The organism is Leifsonia sp. CL147 (assembly GCF_900114565.1).
Lineage (GTDB): Bacteria > Actinomycetota > Actinomycetes > Actinomycetales > Microbacteriaceae > Leifsonia.
The window spans coordinates 27,077-42,331 of the sequence record NZ_FOTM01000016.1 but is presented as its reverse complement, the minus strand read 5'-3'; the positions used below and the strand labels follow the sequence as shown (position 1 = coordinate 42,331).

17 protein-coding genes are annotated in these 15,255 nt (G+C 67.9%); 5 read left to right on the top strand and 12 right to left on the bottom strand.

What is annotated here, in order from left to right:
• Positions 1-11: 11 nt before the first annotated feature.
• Positions 12-1,751, top strand: a complete 1,740-nt coding sequence (locus tag BM287_RS13480; protein WP_090040586.1) for a DUF2339 domain-containing protein — start codon at positions 12-14, stop codon at positions 1,749-1,751.
• Complete coding sequence (gene idi, locus BM287_RS13475; protein ID WP_090040589.1) at positions 1,748-2,299, top strand: isopentenyl-diphosphate Delta-isomerase; 552 nt, start codon at positions 1,748-1,750, stop codon at positions 2,297-2,299. Before BM287_RS13480 ends, idi begins: the two co-directional genes overlap by 4 nt.
• Before the next feature lie 99 nt (positions 2,300-2,398).
• On the opposite strand, the gene BM287_RS13470 is transcribed toward idi, so the two are convergent.
• From BM287_RS13470 to BM287_RS13420, 11 genes are all read right to left on the bottom strand, one after another.
• A complete protein-coding gene (locus BM287_RS13470; protein ID WP_244528281.1) occupies positions 2,399-3,139 on the bottom strand; it encodes a glycoside hydrolase family 16 protein in 741 nt (246 codons plus the stop codon).
• A gap of 10 nt (positions 3,140-3,149) precedes the next feature.
• The gene (locus BM287_RS13465; protein WP_090040593.1) at positions 3,150-3,677 is read right to left on the bottom strand and encodes a hypothetical protein; all 528 of its coding nucleotides are present in this window, start codon (positions 3,675-3,677) and stop codon (positions 3,150-3,152) included.
• Positions 3,678-3,721: 44 nt separating this feature from the next.
• Positions 3,722-4,324, bottom strand: coding sequence for a dCTP deaminase (gene dcd / locus BM287_RS13460; protein WP_090040595.1), 603 nt, complete (start codon positions 4,322-4,324; stop codon positions 3,722-3,724).
• 9 nt (positions 4,325-4,333) lie between these two features.
• Entirely contained in the window at positions 4,334-4,756 is a 423-nt protein-coding gene (locus tag BM287_RS18250; protein WP_090040597.1) for a hypothetical protein, read from the bottom strand.
• A gap of 140 nt (positions 4,757-4,896) precedes the next feature.
• Positions 4,897-5,301 carry a hypothetical protein gene (locus BM287_RS13450; protein ID WP_139230686.1) on the bottom strand — a complete coding sequence of 135 codons (405 nt, stop codon included), beginning with the start codon at positions 5,299-5,301 and terminating at the stop codon, positions 4,897-4,899.
• A gap of 16 nt (positions 5,302-5,317) precedes the next feature.
• The gene (locus BM287_RS13445; RefSeq protein WP_090040601.1) at positions 5,318-6,628 is read right to left on the bottom strand and encodes a polymorphic toxin type 44 domain-containing protein; all 1,311 of its coding nucleotides are present in this window, start codon (positions 6,626-6,628) and stop codon (positions 5,318-5,320) included.
• Complete coding sequence (locus tag BM287_RS13440) at positions 6,619-6,981, bottom strand: hypothetical protein (protein WP_090040603.1); 363 nt, start codon at positions 6,979-6,981, stop codon at positions 6,619-6,621. The genes BM287_RS13445 and BM287_RS13440 overlap by 10 nt, the downstream gene beginning before the upstream one ends.
• Entirely contained in the window at positions 6,978-7,262 is a 285-nt protein-coding gene (locus tag BM287_RS13435) for a TIGR04197 family type VII secretion effector (protein WP_090040605.1), read from the bottom strand. Before BM287_RS13435 ends, BM287_RS13440 begins: the two co-directional genes overlap by 4 nt.
• Positions 7,263-7,712: 450 nt before the next feature.
• Complete coding sequence (locus tag BM287_RS13430; RefSeq protein WP_090040609.1) at positions 7,713-8,801, bottom strand: ABC transporter substrate-binding protein; 1,089 nt, start codon at positions 8,799-8,801, stop codon at positions 7,713-7,715.
• Between the two features lie 95 nt (positions 8,802-8,896).
• Positions 8,897-9,775: an ABC transporter permease gene (locus BM287_RS13425; protein ID WP_090040649.1), complete on the bottom strand. Its 879-nt coding sequence runs from the start codon at positions 9,773-9,775 to the stop codon at positions 8,897-8,899.
• Between the two features lie 5 nt (positions 9,776-9,780).
• On the bottom strand, positions 9,781-10,635 hold the full coding sequence (locus tag BM287_RS13420; RefSeq protein ID WP_090040651.1) for an ABC transporter ATP-binding protein: 855 nt from the start codon (positions 10,633-10,635) through the stop codon (positions 9,781-9,783).
• A gap of 160 nt (positions 10,636-10,795) precedes the next feature.
• Here BM287_RS13420 and BM287_RS13415 point away from each other — a divergent pair, with 160 nt between their 5' ends.
• The gene (locus BM287_RS13415) at positions 10,796-12,400 is read left to right on the top strand and encodes a sensor histidine kinase (RefSeq protein WP_170857554.1); all 1,605 of its coding nucleotides are present in this window, start codon (positions 10,796-10,798) and stop codon (positions 12,398-12,400) included.
• Positions 12,397-13,086, top strand: coding sequence for a response regulator (locus tag BM287_RS13410; RefSeq protein WP_090040613.1), 690 nt, complete (start codon positions 12,397-12,399; stop codon positions 13,084-13,086). The genes BM287_RS13415 and BM287_RS13410 overlap by 4 nt, the downstream gene beginning before the upstream one ends.
• Positions 13,087-13,230: 144 nt before the next feature.
• Here the strand turns inward: BM287_RS13410 and BM287_RS13405 are convergent, their stop codons facing one another.
• On the bottom strand, positions 13,231-13,761 hold the full coding sequence (locus BM287_RS13405) for a hypothetical protein (RefSeq protein WP_090107337.1): 531 nt from the start codon (positions 13,759-13,761) through the stop codon (positions 13,231-13,233).
• 518 nt (positions 13,762-14,279) lie between these two features.
• On the opposite strand from BM287_RS13405, the gene BM287_RS13400 reads away from it, so the two are divergent.
• On the top strand, positions 14,280-15,251 hold the full coding sequence (locus BM287_RS13400; RefSeq protein WP_244528279.1) for an LCP family protein: 972 nt from the start codon (positions 14,280-14,282) through the stop codon (positions 15,249-15,251).
• Positions 15,252-15,255: the final 4 nt, after the last annotated feature.

Here is a 15,255-nt window from a genome sequence, read left to right as displayed (position 1 = left end):
AGGAGTTCCCGATGACGAACATCGATGACTCCACGCAGACGCCGCCCGGATACTGGTTCGGCGTGATCGAGGGCCGGCTGCACGAGCGGATGCGCGAAGCGCTCGCCGACCAGGGACTGCGCCGTGGAGGCTGGCGCATCCTGCACACACTCGCCGCGTCTCCGGCGTCCGCCGCCGAATTCGGCGAGAAGCTGCCGCACCGCGGCGACCGCGGGCGCGACCGCCACCACGACGGCGACAGCGGGCGCGATCGCCACCACGACGGCGACCGGCTGCACGACCGCGACCGGCGCCACGATGGCGACCGCGACCAGCACAACGACCACGACCGGCACAACGACCACGGACGCAACAGCAACCGAGACCCCGCCGCCGCGAACAGCGATGCCGCCGAGCGCGGCGAGCGTGGCGACGTCCACGAGGACCCCCGACGCGCCCATGGATGCGAACACCACGCCCACGGCGGAGGCTACGGCGCATACAGTCAATACGGCGCATACGGCCAATACGGCCACCGCGGGTATGGGCAACGCTACGGCGACCCTCGTGACGGCGGCCCCCGTTACAGCGACCTCCGGCCCGGGTTCACGCCCGGCGGTCACGGCCGCCCCGGATGGCGCGACCAGGAACCGCGGGACGAGCGCCCGACCGGTTCGGGCTCCCCGACGGACGGTCAGCGTCCCGGCCCGGACGCGGACCACGCGGATCACAATCACGAGCTCTACGACCACGACCACCGTGAACACGAGCTCGCCGACCACCAGTTCCACGGCCACGCGCACCATCACGACGGTCACGCCGCTCACCTCGGCGTCGAGAACGCGTTCGAGCGCGGCTACGAGCACGGCTTCGACCGCGGTTACACCTTCGGAGCGGCCCGGGCCGGCCAGGCCTCCCCCGGGGCGTTTTCGCCGAGGCCGTTCGGTCCCTCCCACGGCGGCCACCCGTTCGCCGGACCCTTCGCGGGCAGCGGCGTGCCCTTCCCCGGATACTTCCCCGGCGGATTCGGCGGCCCCTACCCCGGCCACCTCCCCGGCGCGTTCAGCCGCACGTTTCCCGGTCACGTCCCGGGCGGGTTCGAGAGCCACTTCCCCAGCGGATTCGGCGGCCCCTTCCCGGGCGGAGCACCCTTCGGCGGCCACGGTTACGGCCACGGCGGCTGGCATCCGTTCGACTGCGACCCGCGCCGGTTCCGTCGGGGCCATCAGGGCGGCCGGGGCCACCGCGGCGACCACCGTATCCACCGCATCCACCGGATCGAGCGCATCCTCGCCGACTTCGTCGAGCGCGGCTGGGTGTGGTTCGACGGCGACCGGGCGACCCTGACGGACGAGGGACGCGCCGCCCACGACGCCGCCCTGGAGCGCGTCACCGCGGTGCGGGAGGGGCTCATGAACGGTATCGCCGAAGACGACTACGCCACCACGATGGCAACGCTCCAGGCGATGGCCCGCAACCTCGGCCTTCGCCCGGTGCAGACCGACGAACAGCCCGAGGATGCGACCGGCAACGAGCCCGGAACCAAGGACCCGAACGAGCCGGGCACCGAGGACGCGAACGAGCCCGGAGCAGGACCGGACCCGGTCCCCGGCGCAACTCCCGGCCCGGCCCCCGACGCACGCCCCGACTCCCCGGACACTCCCGGCCCGACCCCCGACGCACGCCCCGACGCATCGGACAGCCCCCACTCCCCGGACTTCCCCCACGCCCCGGACTCCCCCGCGGAGGGCGAACCTAAGATGGAGGCATGACCCCACCCCGCGAAGAGGTCGTGCTGCTCGCCGAGGACGGCACGCCCATCGGCACGGCGGACAAGGCGAGCGTGCACACGGCATCCACGCCGTTGCACCTCGCCTTCTCCTGCCACCTCTTCGACGGGGAGGGACGGCTCCTGGTCACCCGCCGCGCCCTCGGCAAGGCCACCTGGCCGGGCGTCTGGACGAACTCGTTCTGCGGGCATCCCGCGCCCGGTGAGCGCAGCGAGGATGCCGTGCGGCGCCGCGCGGCGGACGAGCTCGGCGCCGAGATCGACAACCTCGCGCTGGTGCTTCCCGACTTCCGGTACCGGGCGGTGGATGCGGCAGGCGTCGTCGAGCACGAGGTCTGCCCGGTCTACACGGCGACCGTCGTCGGCGAGCTCGCGCCGTCGGCGGAGGAGGTCGCCGAGTGGACGTGGGTGGATCCCCGCCCGCTCCTGGCCGCGGTGGAGGCGACCCCGTGGGCGTTCAGCCCCTGGCTGACGCTGCAGCTTCCCGCTCTCTACGCCGACCGGGGCGCCGAAGCTTCGGGTCAGCTGTGAGCCGGACTCACTATTTTCCACCTGTGTAATGAACTGTGGATAACTAACCCGGCGCATATGCCGCCGCCTGCATCCACTGGTGTATCGGCGGGGTCTTCGTCAGTGCGCCCAGACCCGGTCGACAGAGAGCGTCGGCACGAAACCGCCGCTTGCCGGGTCGCTCCCATCCGGGAAGTCGAACACCGCCAGCATGACCTGGAGCGGATACTGCGGCGGGTCGTCGAGCATCCGCACCACCCGGCCATCCACCCGGAAGGTCGCCTCCTCACCGTCCCAGCTCACTTCGTACGCGTGCGGTTCGGTCACGTCGATGGGCAGCGGGACCTTCTCGAAGTCCTCCGTCAGCCGCGGATCGCGGAACGCGTGGAAGCCCATCCCGACGAGCGCTTCCTCCTCGCCGACGTCGCGCCCGAACACCTCCATCACGCAGATCTCGCCGCTGCGCTGCGGCTGGTCCTCGAAACCGATCAGCCAGAGCGACGCCATCGACCGCGTGCCCAGGTAGAGCGAGGCGCGCATCCCCACCGTTCCGTGCTCGAGGAGGCAGCCGCGGAATTCCTCCTGCGCCTCCCGGACGCGCAGCCCCTCGCGGAACGGCTGCTGCCCGGCGGTCGAGCCGGCCGGGCCGGAGAAGTTGCCCGTCTGCAGCCCGGAGACCCGCAGCGGCGGCTGGTGCTCCCCCGGGCACCAGAGCCCCTGCTCGGGCGGGATGCTCAGCTCGAGGTGGGAGTCGTGGATGAGGTAGCTCGCCCGGCTCCCGGCCAGCGAGCTCCAGGCAGGCAGGTAGTGCGGGAGCCAGACCGTGCGGTCGAGCTCGGGCGCGTCGAAGTCGTCGAACACCAGCCCTCCCTCATCCCGTGCGGGTGGCGTCGATGTGCTGCTCGAGCCACCACGTGCGTCCCTCGTCGTCGGAGACCCAGCCGTCCCACTCGAACGAGTCCTCGGTGATGTTGGAGAAGTTCCAGCGGATGGGGCGGCCGTCGGTCTGCGTGCCGTCCTGCCGGATCCCGTCGCGCCGGTGCGGTGTCGCGACGAGGGTGCAGAAGTCGCCCGCCTCCGCTCCGAACCAGCTGACGCGCCAGGCGCCGAGGGCGGTGTCGTAGACGCGGATCGTCGAGCCGCGGCCTTGGCGTCCCTCGGGATCGGTGTCGTCGCGGATGACGAGGACGTCCTGCACCGCGCGGCCGCCGAGGGTGTAGGCGAAGATCCACTCGTTGACGGATTCGCGCCACGCGCCGGTGTCCTCGTCGAGCAGGCGGACGTCGGCGCTCCAGCTGCCGACGAGCCGGCCGAACAGCTGCATCCGCTGCGGGTTGTGCGCCATCGGGCCGCTGCTGATGAGGGCCCGCGCGAAGGCCGCGTCGGTGGTCTCGCTCATGGTGCCCCTCTTCTGGTGGAGGACAGTGCCGGGATGGATGCGGATCAGGCCGGGCGACCCGCCTCCGTGCTGGTGACGTCGGTGCGGTGGAAGTTGAGGTGCGACCGGGAGGCCGTCGGCCCGCGCTGTCCCTGGTACCGGGAGGCGTACTCGGCCGAGCCGTACGGACGCTCGGCGGCCGACGACAGGCGGAAGAAGCACATCTGGCCGATCTTCATGCCCGGCCACAGCTTGATCGGGAGCGTAGCCACATTGCTGAGCTCCAGCGTGACGTGGCCCGAGAACCCCGGGTCGATGAACCCGGCGGTGGAGTGGGTGAGCAGTCCCAGCCGGCCGAGCGAGCTCTTGCCCTCGAGCCGTGCTGCCACGTCGTCGGGCAGGCTGACCATCTCGAACGTCGACCCGAGCACGAACTCACCGGGATGCAGGATGAACGGCTGGTCCGCATCCACCTCGACGAACCGGGTCAGCTCGGGCTGATCCTCGGCCGGGTCGATGAAGGGGTACTTGTGGTTGTCGAACAGGCGGAAGAAGCGGTCGAGGCGCACGTCGATGCTCGACGGCTGGACCATCTCCGGCTCGTACGGCTCCAGGGCGATCCGCCCGGCACCCAGCTCGGCTTTGATGTCGCGATCGGAGAGAAGCACGAGGCCAGCCTACCGGTAGCGCTCGGGCACGCCACGTCCTCCGGTCTCCACCTGACCGTCCTCGATCAGCCAGTGCAGCGCCTCGGCCGCCGCCCGCAGGCTGGTGTACGCCGGCTCGTAGCCGAGCAGGCGCCGGGCCTTCTCGATCGAGGCGGAGGGGCTCCGGGCGATGTGCTCCCACGTCGCCGCTGCGTGCTCCGGCTCGGTGAGCTCGGCGAAACGCTCGAACGGCTCGAACCGCAGGTCGGGCTCGGCGTCGAACCAGCCGGCGACGGCGGTGGCCGCATGTCCGTGTTCCCCTGCGATGCGCGCGGCGACGCCATCCGGATGCAGTACCACCTGAACGCACTCCTCGGCCGGCATGTCGACGGGCTGATCGTCCTCGCGGCCGACACCGACCCCCGCCCGTCGCTCCTGAGGGTCGCGGTTCATGCCCGCGCGCTGAACAGACGGGTCGCGGTTGCAGCTGGACGGACCCGCTGGCGCGCTGCCTTCGGGTTTTGGTCGAGTCGTACCAACACTCGCGTGGCTACACAGTGAACACCTGATGAGATGCGGCGTACCAGCCAGGATCAGTCCGCGCTCTTCAAAGACCAATACTCGCCGCCCCAGTTGCACGTGTAGATGCGCACCTCGGCCCAATCCGGAACGAACTTTCCCGTGGCGTTGGCGACCGTGTACTTCGACCCCGGGAACGATATCTCGAACTGGTGATCGTTGACCTCCTGCCACGTCACGTCACCGGAATAGCGATCCTCGCTCGTCACCTCGATACAAATGTTGTTCGCCGTCTTCTGATGCCCGCGGGGAAGACCGTGAGCGGAACCCGTCCCATCAGGAAACAATCGCAGGGTCATGCCCTCAATGTCTTTCTGAATGTGTTTCCTCTCGTTCCAGAACGTCCCGCCGACCCATCCGATGCTCTTCGTGAACAGCCCGGTACACCCCACAAGCGAGAAACACACGACCGCCACCACGATTAGCAGCCCCGCGCTACTCCGCGAGCTTCGCATTCGCCAGCTCATCGAAGTACTGTGCTTCGGTCATTCCATTCGGATATTTCTTGTACAGCTCATAGCCGAATTTGACGGCACGATCGTCCAGGTCGTCATCGGTGATCCCGGCGTTGACACCGGTGTTCTTCGAGTTCGCACCCCTCAATGCCGTCTCCACGCTCACTCCCCAGTGGGCGAGCATGAAGGCGTACATCACGTTGCCGTACACATCCGATCGCACGACTCTGCCCCGATCATCGTGGAGGTAGAAGTAGGTCGACGTGAAGCCGTGCTCCCTGGCCAGGTAGCGCTTCATGTCCCATTCGCCGTCGGTTGCGAATTTGTCGAGGAACACGAAGCCGCCCCCGAGGGCGGCGCCGTTGTCCCAGGAGTTCCAGAACTGAGCGAAAGTGCCGAGGAGCCCCCACGGATTACCGTCCTTGAAATTCATGCCGTCTCGGAGGATGGCATCGAACAGTCCTGGGTCGGAAAGCGCTAGAGCGCGAAGCTTCTCCGATGCGTGCGACGAGAGCCATTCCATGAGCTTGATGTAGCTGTACGACGAGTCGATCTGCAGAGTGTCGTAGACGACCTGGCCGTCAGGGATTCCGGCAGGGTGGGCGTGCGTGGATACCTTCGCATTGCGCAAGCTCTGGAAGACCGCGAGGTTCACGCCGCCGGTGTAGTAACTGCCATCCGCCTCGACGGCGACCTTGTTCAGCTCAAGGGCTGCCGCAACGGCGAGTTGCATCACCTGCACGCTGTCGGCGAAGTAATTCGATACGTCAGATACGAACCATTCGAGCTTCTCAGTTTTGATTTTGATGATCCTGATCGCATCCTCGACCTGATCCCTGAGATCTTCAAGCGCCCTGGTCCCCGACAGCATGTCGTTCACCGCATCCCCGAACAACCCGAACGCCTCGGAGTACACGTCCTTGACGAGCTTGATCTGCCGGTCGATGAGATCGAGCTGCTCCCTGGCGTCCTGGAGGCCTTGCGTGAGCTCGTCATGATCGAGATCACCGTATTCGGCCAGAACGGAATGCGCGTGCTCATACGATCCGAGCTCGGCCTGGACATCGTCGACGGCCTGGCTGAGTTTGAAGATCCCCGGGATAATCAGCTCACCGAACAAACCTCGCCCGGCGGTGAAGGCGGCCCCCTGCAAAACGCCCGTCTCCAGCTGAGCCATCAGATGCAGCGACCCGGACGTGAGCCGATCGATGATCGCATTCGCGGTCGCGACGTTGTTGCGCATCGCGGTGATGAGATTGCTCGAATCGGCGACACCGAACCTTATTCCCATGGCAGCTCGCCCTTCTCCCGAATCAGCCGCTCGCGTTCATCATCCAGAGACCGCCGCACCTGGGAATTCACCTGCTCAAACTCTTCAGCGGCGTCGTTCACATACCGATCCATCTGAAAAAGAAGCTCCTGTTGTTCCTCCAGTTCTCGCTGCGCGACGCTACTGCCCCATTGCAGGCTCTGGTGAAGCGACGCTTCCCTTCGTCGGGACACCGACCGAAACTGTTCCTGAAAGCGCTCCAACGAACGCTGATAACTGTTCCGCAGGTCGGAGAACTCGTCTTCCTGCCGCTCAACACTGCGGATCTGAGCGTCGAGTTCGAAGCGTTCGTTCGCGCTCTTATCCCCGCTCACGGTGCGTTCCCCCAACGCTCGCCGTCGGCAACATCACGCTTCTCGATGCTGGCGGCGAGTTCCGGGAACTTGTTCGCCTGCCCGAGGACAGCAGCGCAAAACTGGCTGACGGTCTGGAACATTTGGTTTGTAACATCGCGACCGGCGTCCATTCCAGCGATGCCGGTCGTGAAACCGAACGTGACCTGCTGATCCGCGTAGCCGGAAGTATCGATACCCACCAACTCATTCACGGCGGCCTCGGCACCCGCTGTGCTGGAAGTGATTTTCCCTGCCGGCATAACGCTCCCTCGTTCTGATCCGACCCGCGCAATCTCCGCGCCGAATCGAGCTGAGATTGAATCATATCCGGTCAAACTACTGATAATGATGATGCTTCGATGTAAAACGCGAATTTGAAATGCCAGGGGGCTCTTCGGTCCCCGCCATCAACGCGGAACTAGCGTGAGGGCGCCGTGGCCAGGGCTGCCACAGGCCCAGGGCGTGTCTGATGAAGCCGGGTCCAGGAGATCATCGAGACCTTCCACCACCGTGTCGAGACGATGATCACCGGCGACGACGTCATGGTCCGGATCGCGCCATAATGGCGGGTGCGCGCAGCCCAGGGCGACGTGGGCGCGACGAAAACGGCACGAAAGAGATCGGCCCACCAGGTTGAGGTCTGGTGGGCCGATCGGGGAGCCGGAGGGCGAGGCGGGCTGGCGCCCCTGGGGGATACCCTCCGGAGTGGGTCAGCCGTTCGCGCCGGCCGGCTTCGTGGTGGGGGTGAAGCCCTCCAGCTTGTTGGCGGCGTCAGCGTACTTCTGGGTGAAGGTGCTGCTGTAGGAGATCTTCGAGGTGTCGACGCCGATGGTCTTCTCCATGTCGAAGATGACCTTCGGTCCGCCGGCAGGCATGATGCCGTCCGGCAGGAACTGACCCTTGTCCTGCGTCAGCCCATCGATGTACTGCTGCTTGCTGATCGTCGCGTTCTGCACGAAGTCCTGCGGCAGCTTGTTGGCGATGTCCGTGGCGCTGTGCGTGGAGATCCAGTGCATGGTCGCGACCAGGGCATCCACCACCTTCTGGGCAGCGTCCTGGTGGGACTTCACCCAGTCGGCACGGGCCAGCAGGCCGGCCGCGGGCCAGGCGCCGCCGAGCGCCTTCGTGGCACCCTTCGTGGTGGCGAGGTCGACCGCCGTCGTGGCGAGGTGCTGCGAGAGGAGGGCACCGACCGTCGGCTGAGTCGTCATGACGCAGTCGGCGCTTCCGCGCTGGATGGCCGCGATCGCCGTCGAGCCGGCGTGCACCGCGATGGTGGTGTACTGCGTCTTGGAGATGCCGTGCTGGGCCGCCAGGAACTGGGTGAGCTCATCCGTGCCGGAACCGAGGTCCGTCACGCCGAGGTTCTTGCCCTTGAAGTCGGCGGCAGACGTGACGCCGCTCTTCGGCGAGCACATCTCGCGCTCACCCGGTGCGCCCGAGAGCTGGACCAGGTTGATGACGTCCTTGCCCTTCGACTGGAAGTCGACCGTGTGGATGTACCAGGCACCGGCCAGGTCGACCTGGCCCGACGCCATGGCGTCCTCTGCGCCCACGCCGCCGTTCTGCTCGGTCGAGAGCTCCATGTTCACGCCGTACTTCTTGTAGAAGCCGAGGTTCTGGGCGAGCTGGTAGGGCAGGTAGATCTGCTTGTCGATGCCGCCGACCATCATCTTGACGGTCGGCATGGGTGCGGCGCTGGAGCTGCCTCCGGCCGAGCCTCCGCCCGAGCTGCAGGCTGCGAGGCTGAGGGCGACCATGCCCGCTGCGGCGAGGACACCGATGGTGCGTTTCTTCATGAGTGCTGTTCCTTTCGTGTCGCCGGCGGGGGCCGGCGGTCTGCGTCATTGCAGGTCTGTGTTTTTCGTGGCGCTCTGACGTCGCGTCGTGCGGGTCAGATCGCCTGCGCCTCGGAGCGGCTCGGCGGCCGCCACTTGAGCAGGGACTTCTCGAGGAGGGTGATGAGGTACTCGGCCACGAGCGTGACCACGGCGACGATCACCATGCAGGCGAAGACGGTGTCGGGGTCGAAGTTGCCCTGCGCCTGGCTGATGATCAGTCCGACCCCGTGCTGCGCGCCGAGCACCTCCGCGACGAGCGCACCGATGATGGCGAACCCGAACGCGGTGTGAAGGCTCGCGATGATCCACGTCATCGCGGAGGGGATGGTCACGTGCCGGGCCACCTGCAGCGGCGAGGCGCCGAGGACGCGGACGTTCGCGACCAGGCCCTGGTCGACCTCCCGGACGCCCTGGAAGGCGTTGAAGAAGACGACGAAGAAGACGAGGACGGCCGCCAGGAGCACCTTGGGGAAGACTCCGAGCCCGAACGCGACGATGAAGATCGACCCGAGGACGATACGGGGGATGGAGTTGAGGATCTTGATGTACGGGCCGAAGACCGAGGCGAGGTACCGGCTCGAGCCGAGCAGGATTCCGAACACCACTCCGGTGACGGTTCCGAGGAGGAATCCGAGGAACGCCTCCTGCACCGTGATCCAGAGGTTCTCCCAGATGGTGCCGAACGCCGTGCCCACGGTGAAGAGGTGCACCAGGCTGTCCCAGATGCCCGACGGCTGTCCGTAGAAGAACTTGTCGACCCAGCCGGCGGCAGTGAACCACTGCCATCCGCCGAGGATCAGGACGGCCGCCCCGATCCGGCCGACCCAGATCCAGGTCGTACGCCGCGTGTGGGCTCGCCGGCCGGCGGCCTGCATGTCGATCTCGCGCTTGTCGGCGACGCCGCTTCGCGCCGCCTGCTGTGTTGTTGTCATGGTGGTCACGCTGCCGCTCCTGCTGTCTGCTGGTAGGCGCGGGTCACTTCGTCGCGAAGCGACTCCCAGATGCGCCCCTGGATCTCGAGGAATCGCTCCTCGTGGCGGATTTGCTGCACATCGCCGCGCGGGCGGGGCAAGTCGACGTCGAAGACGTCCTTGACGGTCCCGGGGCTGCTCGTCATGATGACGACCTTGTCGGCGAGGGCGACGGCCTCATCCAGGTCGTGCGTGATGAACAGCACGGACGGACGCAGGTCCTCCCACAGCTGGAGCAGCTCGGTCTGCATGATCGCCTTGGTCTGGACGTCCAGGGCGCCGAACGGCTCATCCATGAGCAGGATGCGCGGGTTGTTGATCAGCGCAGCCGCCATGGAGACGCGCTTCCGCATCCCGCCGGACAGCTGGTGCGGGTAACGGTCCTCGAAGCCGGTGAGGCCGACGCGGCGGAGCCAGTCCATCGCGAGCTCGGTCGCCTCCTTCTTCGGGGTGCCGAGCAGGATCGGGCCCATCATCACGTTCGCCAGCACCGTCTTCCAGGGGAAGAGGGAGTCGCTCTGGAACATGTAGCTGACGCCGTTGGTGACGCCATCCACCAGGCGCCCGCCGACGCTGACGGATCCGGCACTGGGGTGCTCGAGGCCGGAGACCTGAGCGAGCGTGGTCGACTTGCCGCAGCCGGTCGGGCCGACGATCGCGCAGAACTCGCCGGGCTCGACCGTCAGCGACACATCGCGGATGGCCGTGAAGGTCTCGCCCTTCGGCGTGAGGAAGCGCTTGGTCAGCCCGACGATGTCGATGCGGGCGGGAGCGACGGTACCCGGGGATCCGGCTGATTCTTGGGGTCGGTGTTCACCCATTTCGAAGACCTCTCTGTCTTTCGTGTCTGTCCCTCGATGGTGCGCCAGCCGCAAGCGCCTGTCTCGCTTGTGCGCCATTCGCTCCGTTCTGCGCGTTGCGGAAGGTTTTGTGCGTTCTGCTCACGTGCTATCCACGGCCAGGGGTGACACAATCTGGCTGATGCGACGACGGATCAGGCGACTGTCGAGCCAGATCCTGCTGGCTCAAGTGGCGATCCTCACCGCCTCCATGGCGATCGGTTTCGTCCTGTTCGCGCAGACGGCGCGCAGCAACCTCGATACCGACTACCAGGCGAGGGCGGCGGGGATCGCCCAGACCTTCGCGGGCATCCCCGAGATCCGGGCGTGCATGACCTCCGGCGGGCCGGAGTGCGCGAACACGATCCAGTCGCTGGCGTCGCAGACCGCCGGCAGTACGGGCGCGGCCTACGTCGTGGTCATCGACATGAACCGGGTGCGGCACTCGCATCCCAATGTCGCACTGATCGGCCAGAAGGTCTCCGAACCGGTCGTCGCGGCCGACGGCAAGGTGCACCTCGGCACCGACCCCGGCTCCACGGGCGTGAATGCGAACGCCCGCGTGCCCCTCTACGGGACGAACGGGAAGATCGTCGGCGAGGTGTCGGTCGGCATCCTCGAGAGCAGCGTCAGCAGCGAACTGCTGTCCGAGCTGCCCGTGTACGCCGCGTGGGTGGCGGTCGTCCTCCTGATCGGCGCGCTCGCCTCCTTCGTCCTCGCCAGCCTGCTCAAGCGCCGCACGTTCGGGCTCGAGCTTGATGAGATCGCCCGCCTCCTGCAGGAGCGGGAGGCGACGCTGCACGGCATCCGGGAGGGGGTCATCGCGATCGACCCGGCCGGCCGGATCACCGTGGTGAACGACGAGGCCCAGCGGCTGCTCCACCTCCCGGAGGGTGCGCGCGGTCAGTATCTGGAGGATGTGCTCGCTGCCACGCCCATCCGCGAGACGCTCACCGGGACCAGTGCCGTGAAGGACGCCATCGCCGTGACGGACGACTACGTGCTCGTGGTCAACCGGATGCCGGTCTCGATCGGCGGGCGGCAGCACGGCGCCGTGGTCACGCTGCAAGACCGCACCGAGCTGACCGGGCTGACGCGCGAGCTGGACGGGGAGCGCAGCTTCACCGAGTCGATCCGCGCCCAGCAGCACGAGTTCGCCAACAGGATGCACGCCGTGTCCGGCCTGCTGGAGCTCGGGCGGACGGAGGACGCCCGTCAGTACCTCGACGAGATCCGGGGAACGACGGCGGACCTGGACACGACCCTCCGCACCCACATCGGCGCACCGATGATCATCGGGCTGCTGCTCGGCAAGGCCGCCGAGGCGAACGAACGCGGGATCGAGCTGGTCATCGATCCCGACACCGACCTCGGGGAGGCGCCGGACCGCGTGCAGGCACTGACGACCATCCTGGGCAACCTGATCGACAACGCCTTCGACGCCCTCACCGGATCCCCCGGTCCACGACGGGTCGTCGTCAGCGTCATCGAATCGGCCGAGCAGCTGATCGCGCGCGTCACGGACAACGGCCCGGGGGTCGCGAGCAGCGACATCCCTCGGATCTTCGAGAACGGCTACACGACCAAGCGCGGCACGCTCCAGCGGCACCACGGGCTCGGCCTCTCGCTGGTGCACCGGACGGTCACGAAGCTCGGCGGCACCGTCGAGGTCTCCTGCGACCACGGCGCCACCTTCACCGTCGTGCTTCCGCGCGTCGCGTCGCCGCACAAGGAGGTGGTCCGATGATCGACGAGCTCACCGTCCTCGTCGTCGACGACGACTTCCGCGTCGCGAGCGTCCATGTCGACTTCGTCAATGCCACGTCCGGCTTCCGGGTCGTCGGCGAGGCGCACACGGCAGCGGAGGCGCTCAGCCGGTCGGCGGCGCTCCACCCGGACCTCGTCCTGATGGACATCTACCTCCCGGACGAGGACGGGCTGGAAGTGATCCGGAAGCTGCTCGCCGAGCCGCTCCCGCCGGCCGTCATCGTCATCTCGGCCGCCAACGACCTCGCCACCGTGCGCCGCGCGGTCCAGCTCGGCGCGCTGTACTACCTCGTGAAGCCGTTCGGCTTCGCCGAGCTCGCCGACCGGCTCGCCGCCTTCCGGAAGGCCCAGACCGACCTCGCCGAGTTCCCGGCGGAGGCGACCCAGCAGGACATCGACCGATTCTTCGAGCTGCTGCGCTCGGCGCCCGCCGCGCAGACCGAGTCCCTGCGCCGCCTGGCGCCCACCCTCCAGGCCGTGTACGACACGGTGGCCGGCAGCGGGGGCAGCATCTCGGCGAGCGATGTCGCCGCCGCCATCGGGGTGAGTCGTGCCACCGCGCAGCGGGCGCTCACGCAGCTGGAGCAGAGCGATGTCCTCCGGCTGGAGCTCCGCTACGGCGCGACCGGTCGGCCGGAGCACCGCTACGCCGTGAGGCGGAAGTAGGGCCGGGCCGGTCTCGCCGTCGGGCGGCCGTTTGGCGGTGAGTGCGGGTGTTCGTTACGTCTGCTGCTGCTCGCGCACCCGCGGACGTTCCGAAACGGCGCAGTCGCGCGCGGGATGGGCGCGGGAGGGAGGGGCGGGGACGGATCAGCGGGCGGGCCGAGCGGCGGGTGCGATCACCGCATCCACCCCGATCGCGGCGCCGACGACGACCAGCCCGCCGAGGAGGGCGAGCACGATGACGATCAGCGTCTGGGAGGCGCGCAGCTCGGTCCGTTCGAGCGACTGCCCGGCCACCACGACATCCCCACCGGGCTGCGGCCGGGCGACGATCGCGAACCGCAGCCCCTGCGCCGGCTGCCAGGTGACCGCATCCTCACCGCTGCGGCGGGCGTCGTCCAGCACGCCGCGAGGGACGGTGGCGAGCGACCCGTGAAGGTAGCCGTTCCCGCCGGTGGGCCGGTCGCCCGCGTCGTACCGCATCCAGAAGACTCCCTGGTAGCCGGACAGATCGAGGTGTTCCGGCTGACCGCTGGTGTCCGCCGCGGAGAGCAGCGCTCGCGGGCCGTCCTCGACCGCGTTCCTGCCGTCGTGCTGCACGACGAAGTACACGGTTCCCAGCGCCAGCGCGAACAGGACGTAGGCGGCGACGGCGAACACGGTCCGATGAACCCACATGCGGTTCAGGATGCACCTGCCGGCCGGCGCCGGCATCCACCTCGAGAGGTATTGCTGGACTGGCGGCGCCTTCACGCGGCCTCGTCGTGGGTGTCCTCCTCGTGGCGGTCGAGGAAGGCAGCGATGAGCAGGCCGACGGCGACGATCCCCATCGTCGGCTTGGCCCGCGCGGCCGTTCTGGAGTGCCGCGGGCGAGTGTCGGAAACGGAGGGACTCCCGACGGCGCGACCCCCGGAGTGCCGGAAAGGGAGGCGTCAGCGCGCCCGTGGGCGCGGGAAGTCCTCCGTTTTTGCGATGGGCCGGGGTTTGGAGTCCTCCCCCGAACTGGGGGACAACTATGTCCGCATTAAGGGGGACAGAACGGAAAAGCGGACGTACACTCGGCTCAAGTGAGCAATTCTCACCTAACGCGATTCCTGGAGGGGGTGATCGGCTCCGGCGCCACGCGGAGCACGGAAATGGCTTGGCACATCGCGCACGCTCCCACGCATCGGCACACCAGTCCGTGGCTTGTGGCCGTGACCGCTCTGATCGCCGCGGCCGCCCTCGCCATCGCCGCACTGGTCGGCACCGGCGCCCTCTACGCCGGAAGCGTCGCCACCACGTTCGACTCGCACGTGACGCGCATCCAGCACGCGTTCCCGCCCGCGACCACCCGGCCCGCTCCCGCCCCGACCAGTGCCGAGAACATCCTGCTTCTGGGCTCCGACTCGCGCGGTGCGCCGACGAAGGTCGGGCAGACGGGCGTGACGAATCAGCGATCGGACACGATGATGCTCGTGCACATCGACGCCGACCGGAAGAACGTCTACGTCATCTCGATCATGCGCGATCTGTGGGTCCCCATCCCGGGCAACGGAACAGCCAAGATCAACGCGGCCCTCGCCTGGGGCGGAACCCCGCTGACGATCCAGACCGTCGAACAGCTGCTCGGCGTCCGCATCGACCACGTCGCCATCATCGACTTCGGGGGCCTGAAAGAGATCACCGACGCGCTCGGCGGCGTGGATGTGGACAGCCCGGTCGCCTTCACGACCGTCAAGTCGCCGCACTACACGTTCGTCAAGGGGATGAACCACCTCGACGGCGACCAGGCCCTCGCCTACTCGCGCGAGCGCTACGCGTTTCCGACCGCGGACTACCAGCGCGTCGCCGACCAGCAGGCACTCCTCCGCGGATTCGCCACGACGCTGATGAGCCGGTCCGTCCTGGCCAATCCTGCCGCGCTCATCTCGTTCGCATCCACAGCCGGCTCGTACGTCAGCGTCGATCAGCAGTTCGACCTCCCGACGATGCTCGCCCTCGCGGCCAGCATGCGGCTCAGCGGATCCAGCAGCATCCACTCGTTCACCCTCCCGACCGACGGGACGGGGACGTCGTCGGACGGGCAGTCGATCGTCAACCTCGACCCCGCGGCCACGGCCGCGGTCGGCGCCGCTCTCGCGAACGACACGGTCGGGCAGTTGCCGTACGCGCAGAGCGGCGGGTGACCGG

What these genes read in the sequence shown, in the direction of transcription:
- BM287_RS18250 (WP_090040597.1), bottom strand. Translation starts at nt 4,756, where the DNA reads ATGAACCGCGACCCTCAGGAGCGACGGGCGGGGGTCGGTGTCGGCCGC.
- BM287_RS13410 (WP_090040613.1), top strand. Translation starts at nt 12,397, where the DNA reads ATGATCGACGAGCTCACCGTCCTCGTCGTCGACGACGACTTCCGCGTC.
- idi (WP_090040589.1), top strand. Translation starts at nt 1,748, where the DNA reads ATGACCCCACCCCGCGAAGAGGTCGTGCTGCTCGCCGAGGACGGCACG.
- BM287_RS13405 (WP_090107337.1), bottom strand. Translation starts at nt 13,761, where the DNA reads ATGTGGGTTCATCGGACCGTGTTCGCCGTCGCCGCCTACGTCCTGTTC.
- BM287_RS13425 (WP_090040649.1), bottom strand. Translation starts at nt 9,775, where the DNA reads ATGACAACAACACAGCAGGCGGCGCGAAGCGGCGTCGCCGACAAGCGC.
- BM287_RS13480 (WP_090040586.1), top strand. Translation starts at nt 12, where the DNA reads ATGACGAACATCGATGACTCCACGCAGACGCCGCCCGGATACTGGTTC.
- BM287_RS13435 (WP_090040605.1), bottom strand. Translation starts at nt 7,262, where the DNA reads ATGCCGGCAGGGAAAATCACTTCCAGCACAGCGGGTGCCGAGGCCGCC.
- BM287_RS13465 (WP_090040593.1), bottom strand. Translation starts at nt 3,677, where the DNA reads ATGAGCGAGACCACCGACGCGGCCTTCGCGCGGGCCCTCATCAGCAGC.
- BM287_RS13430 (WP_090040609.1), bottom strand. Translation starts at nt 8,801, where the DNA reads ATGAAGAAACGCACCATCGGTGTCCTCGCCGCAGCGGGCATGGTCGCC.
- BM287_RS13415 (WP_170857554.1), top strand. Translation starts at nt 10,796, where the DNA reads ATGCGACGACGGATCAGGCGACTGTCGAGCCAGATCCTGCTGGCTCAA.
- BM287_RS13445 (WP_090040601.1), bottom strand. Translation starts at nt 6,628, where the DNA reads ATGGGAATAAGGTTCGGTGTCGCCGATTCGAGCAATCTCATCACCGCG.
- BM287_RS13420 (WP_090040651.1), bottom strand. Translation starts at nt 10,635, where the DNA reads ATGGGTGAACACCGACCCCAAGAATCAGCCGGATCCCCGGGTACCGTC.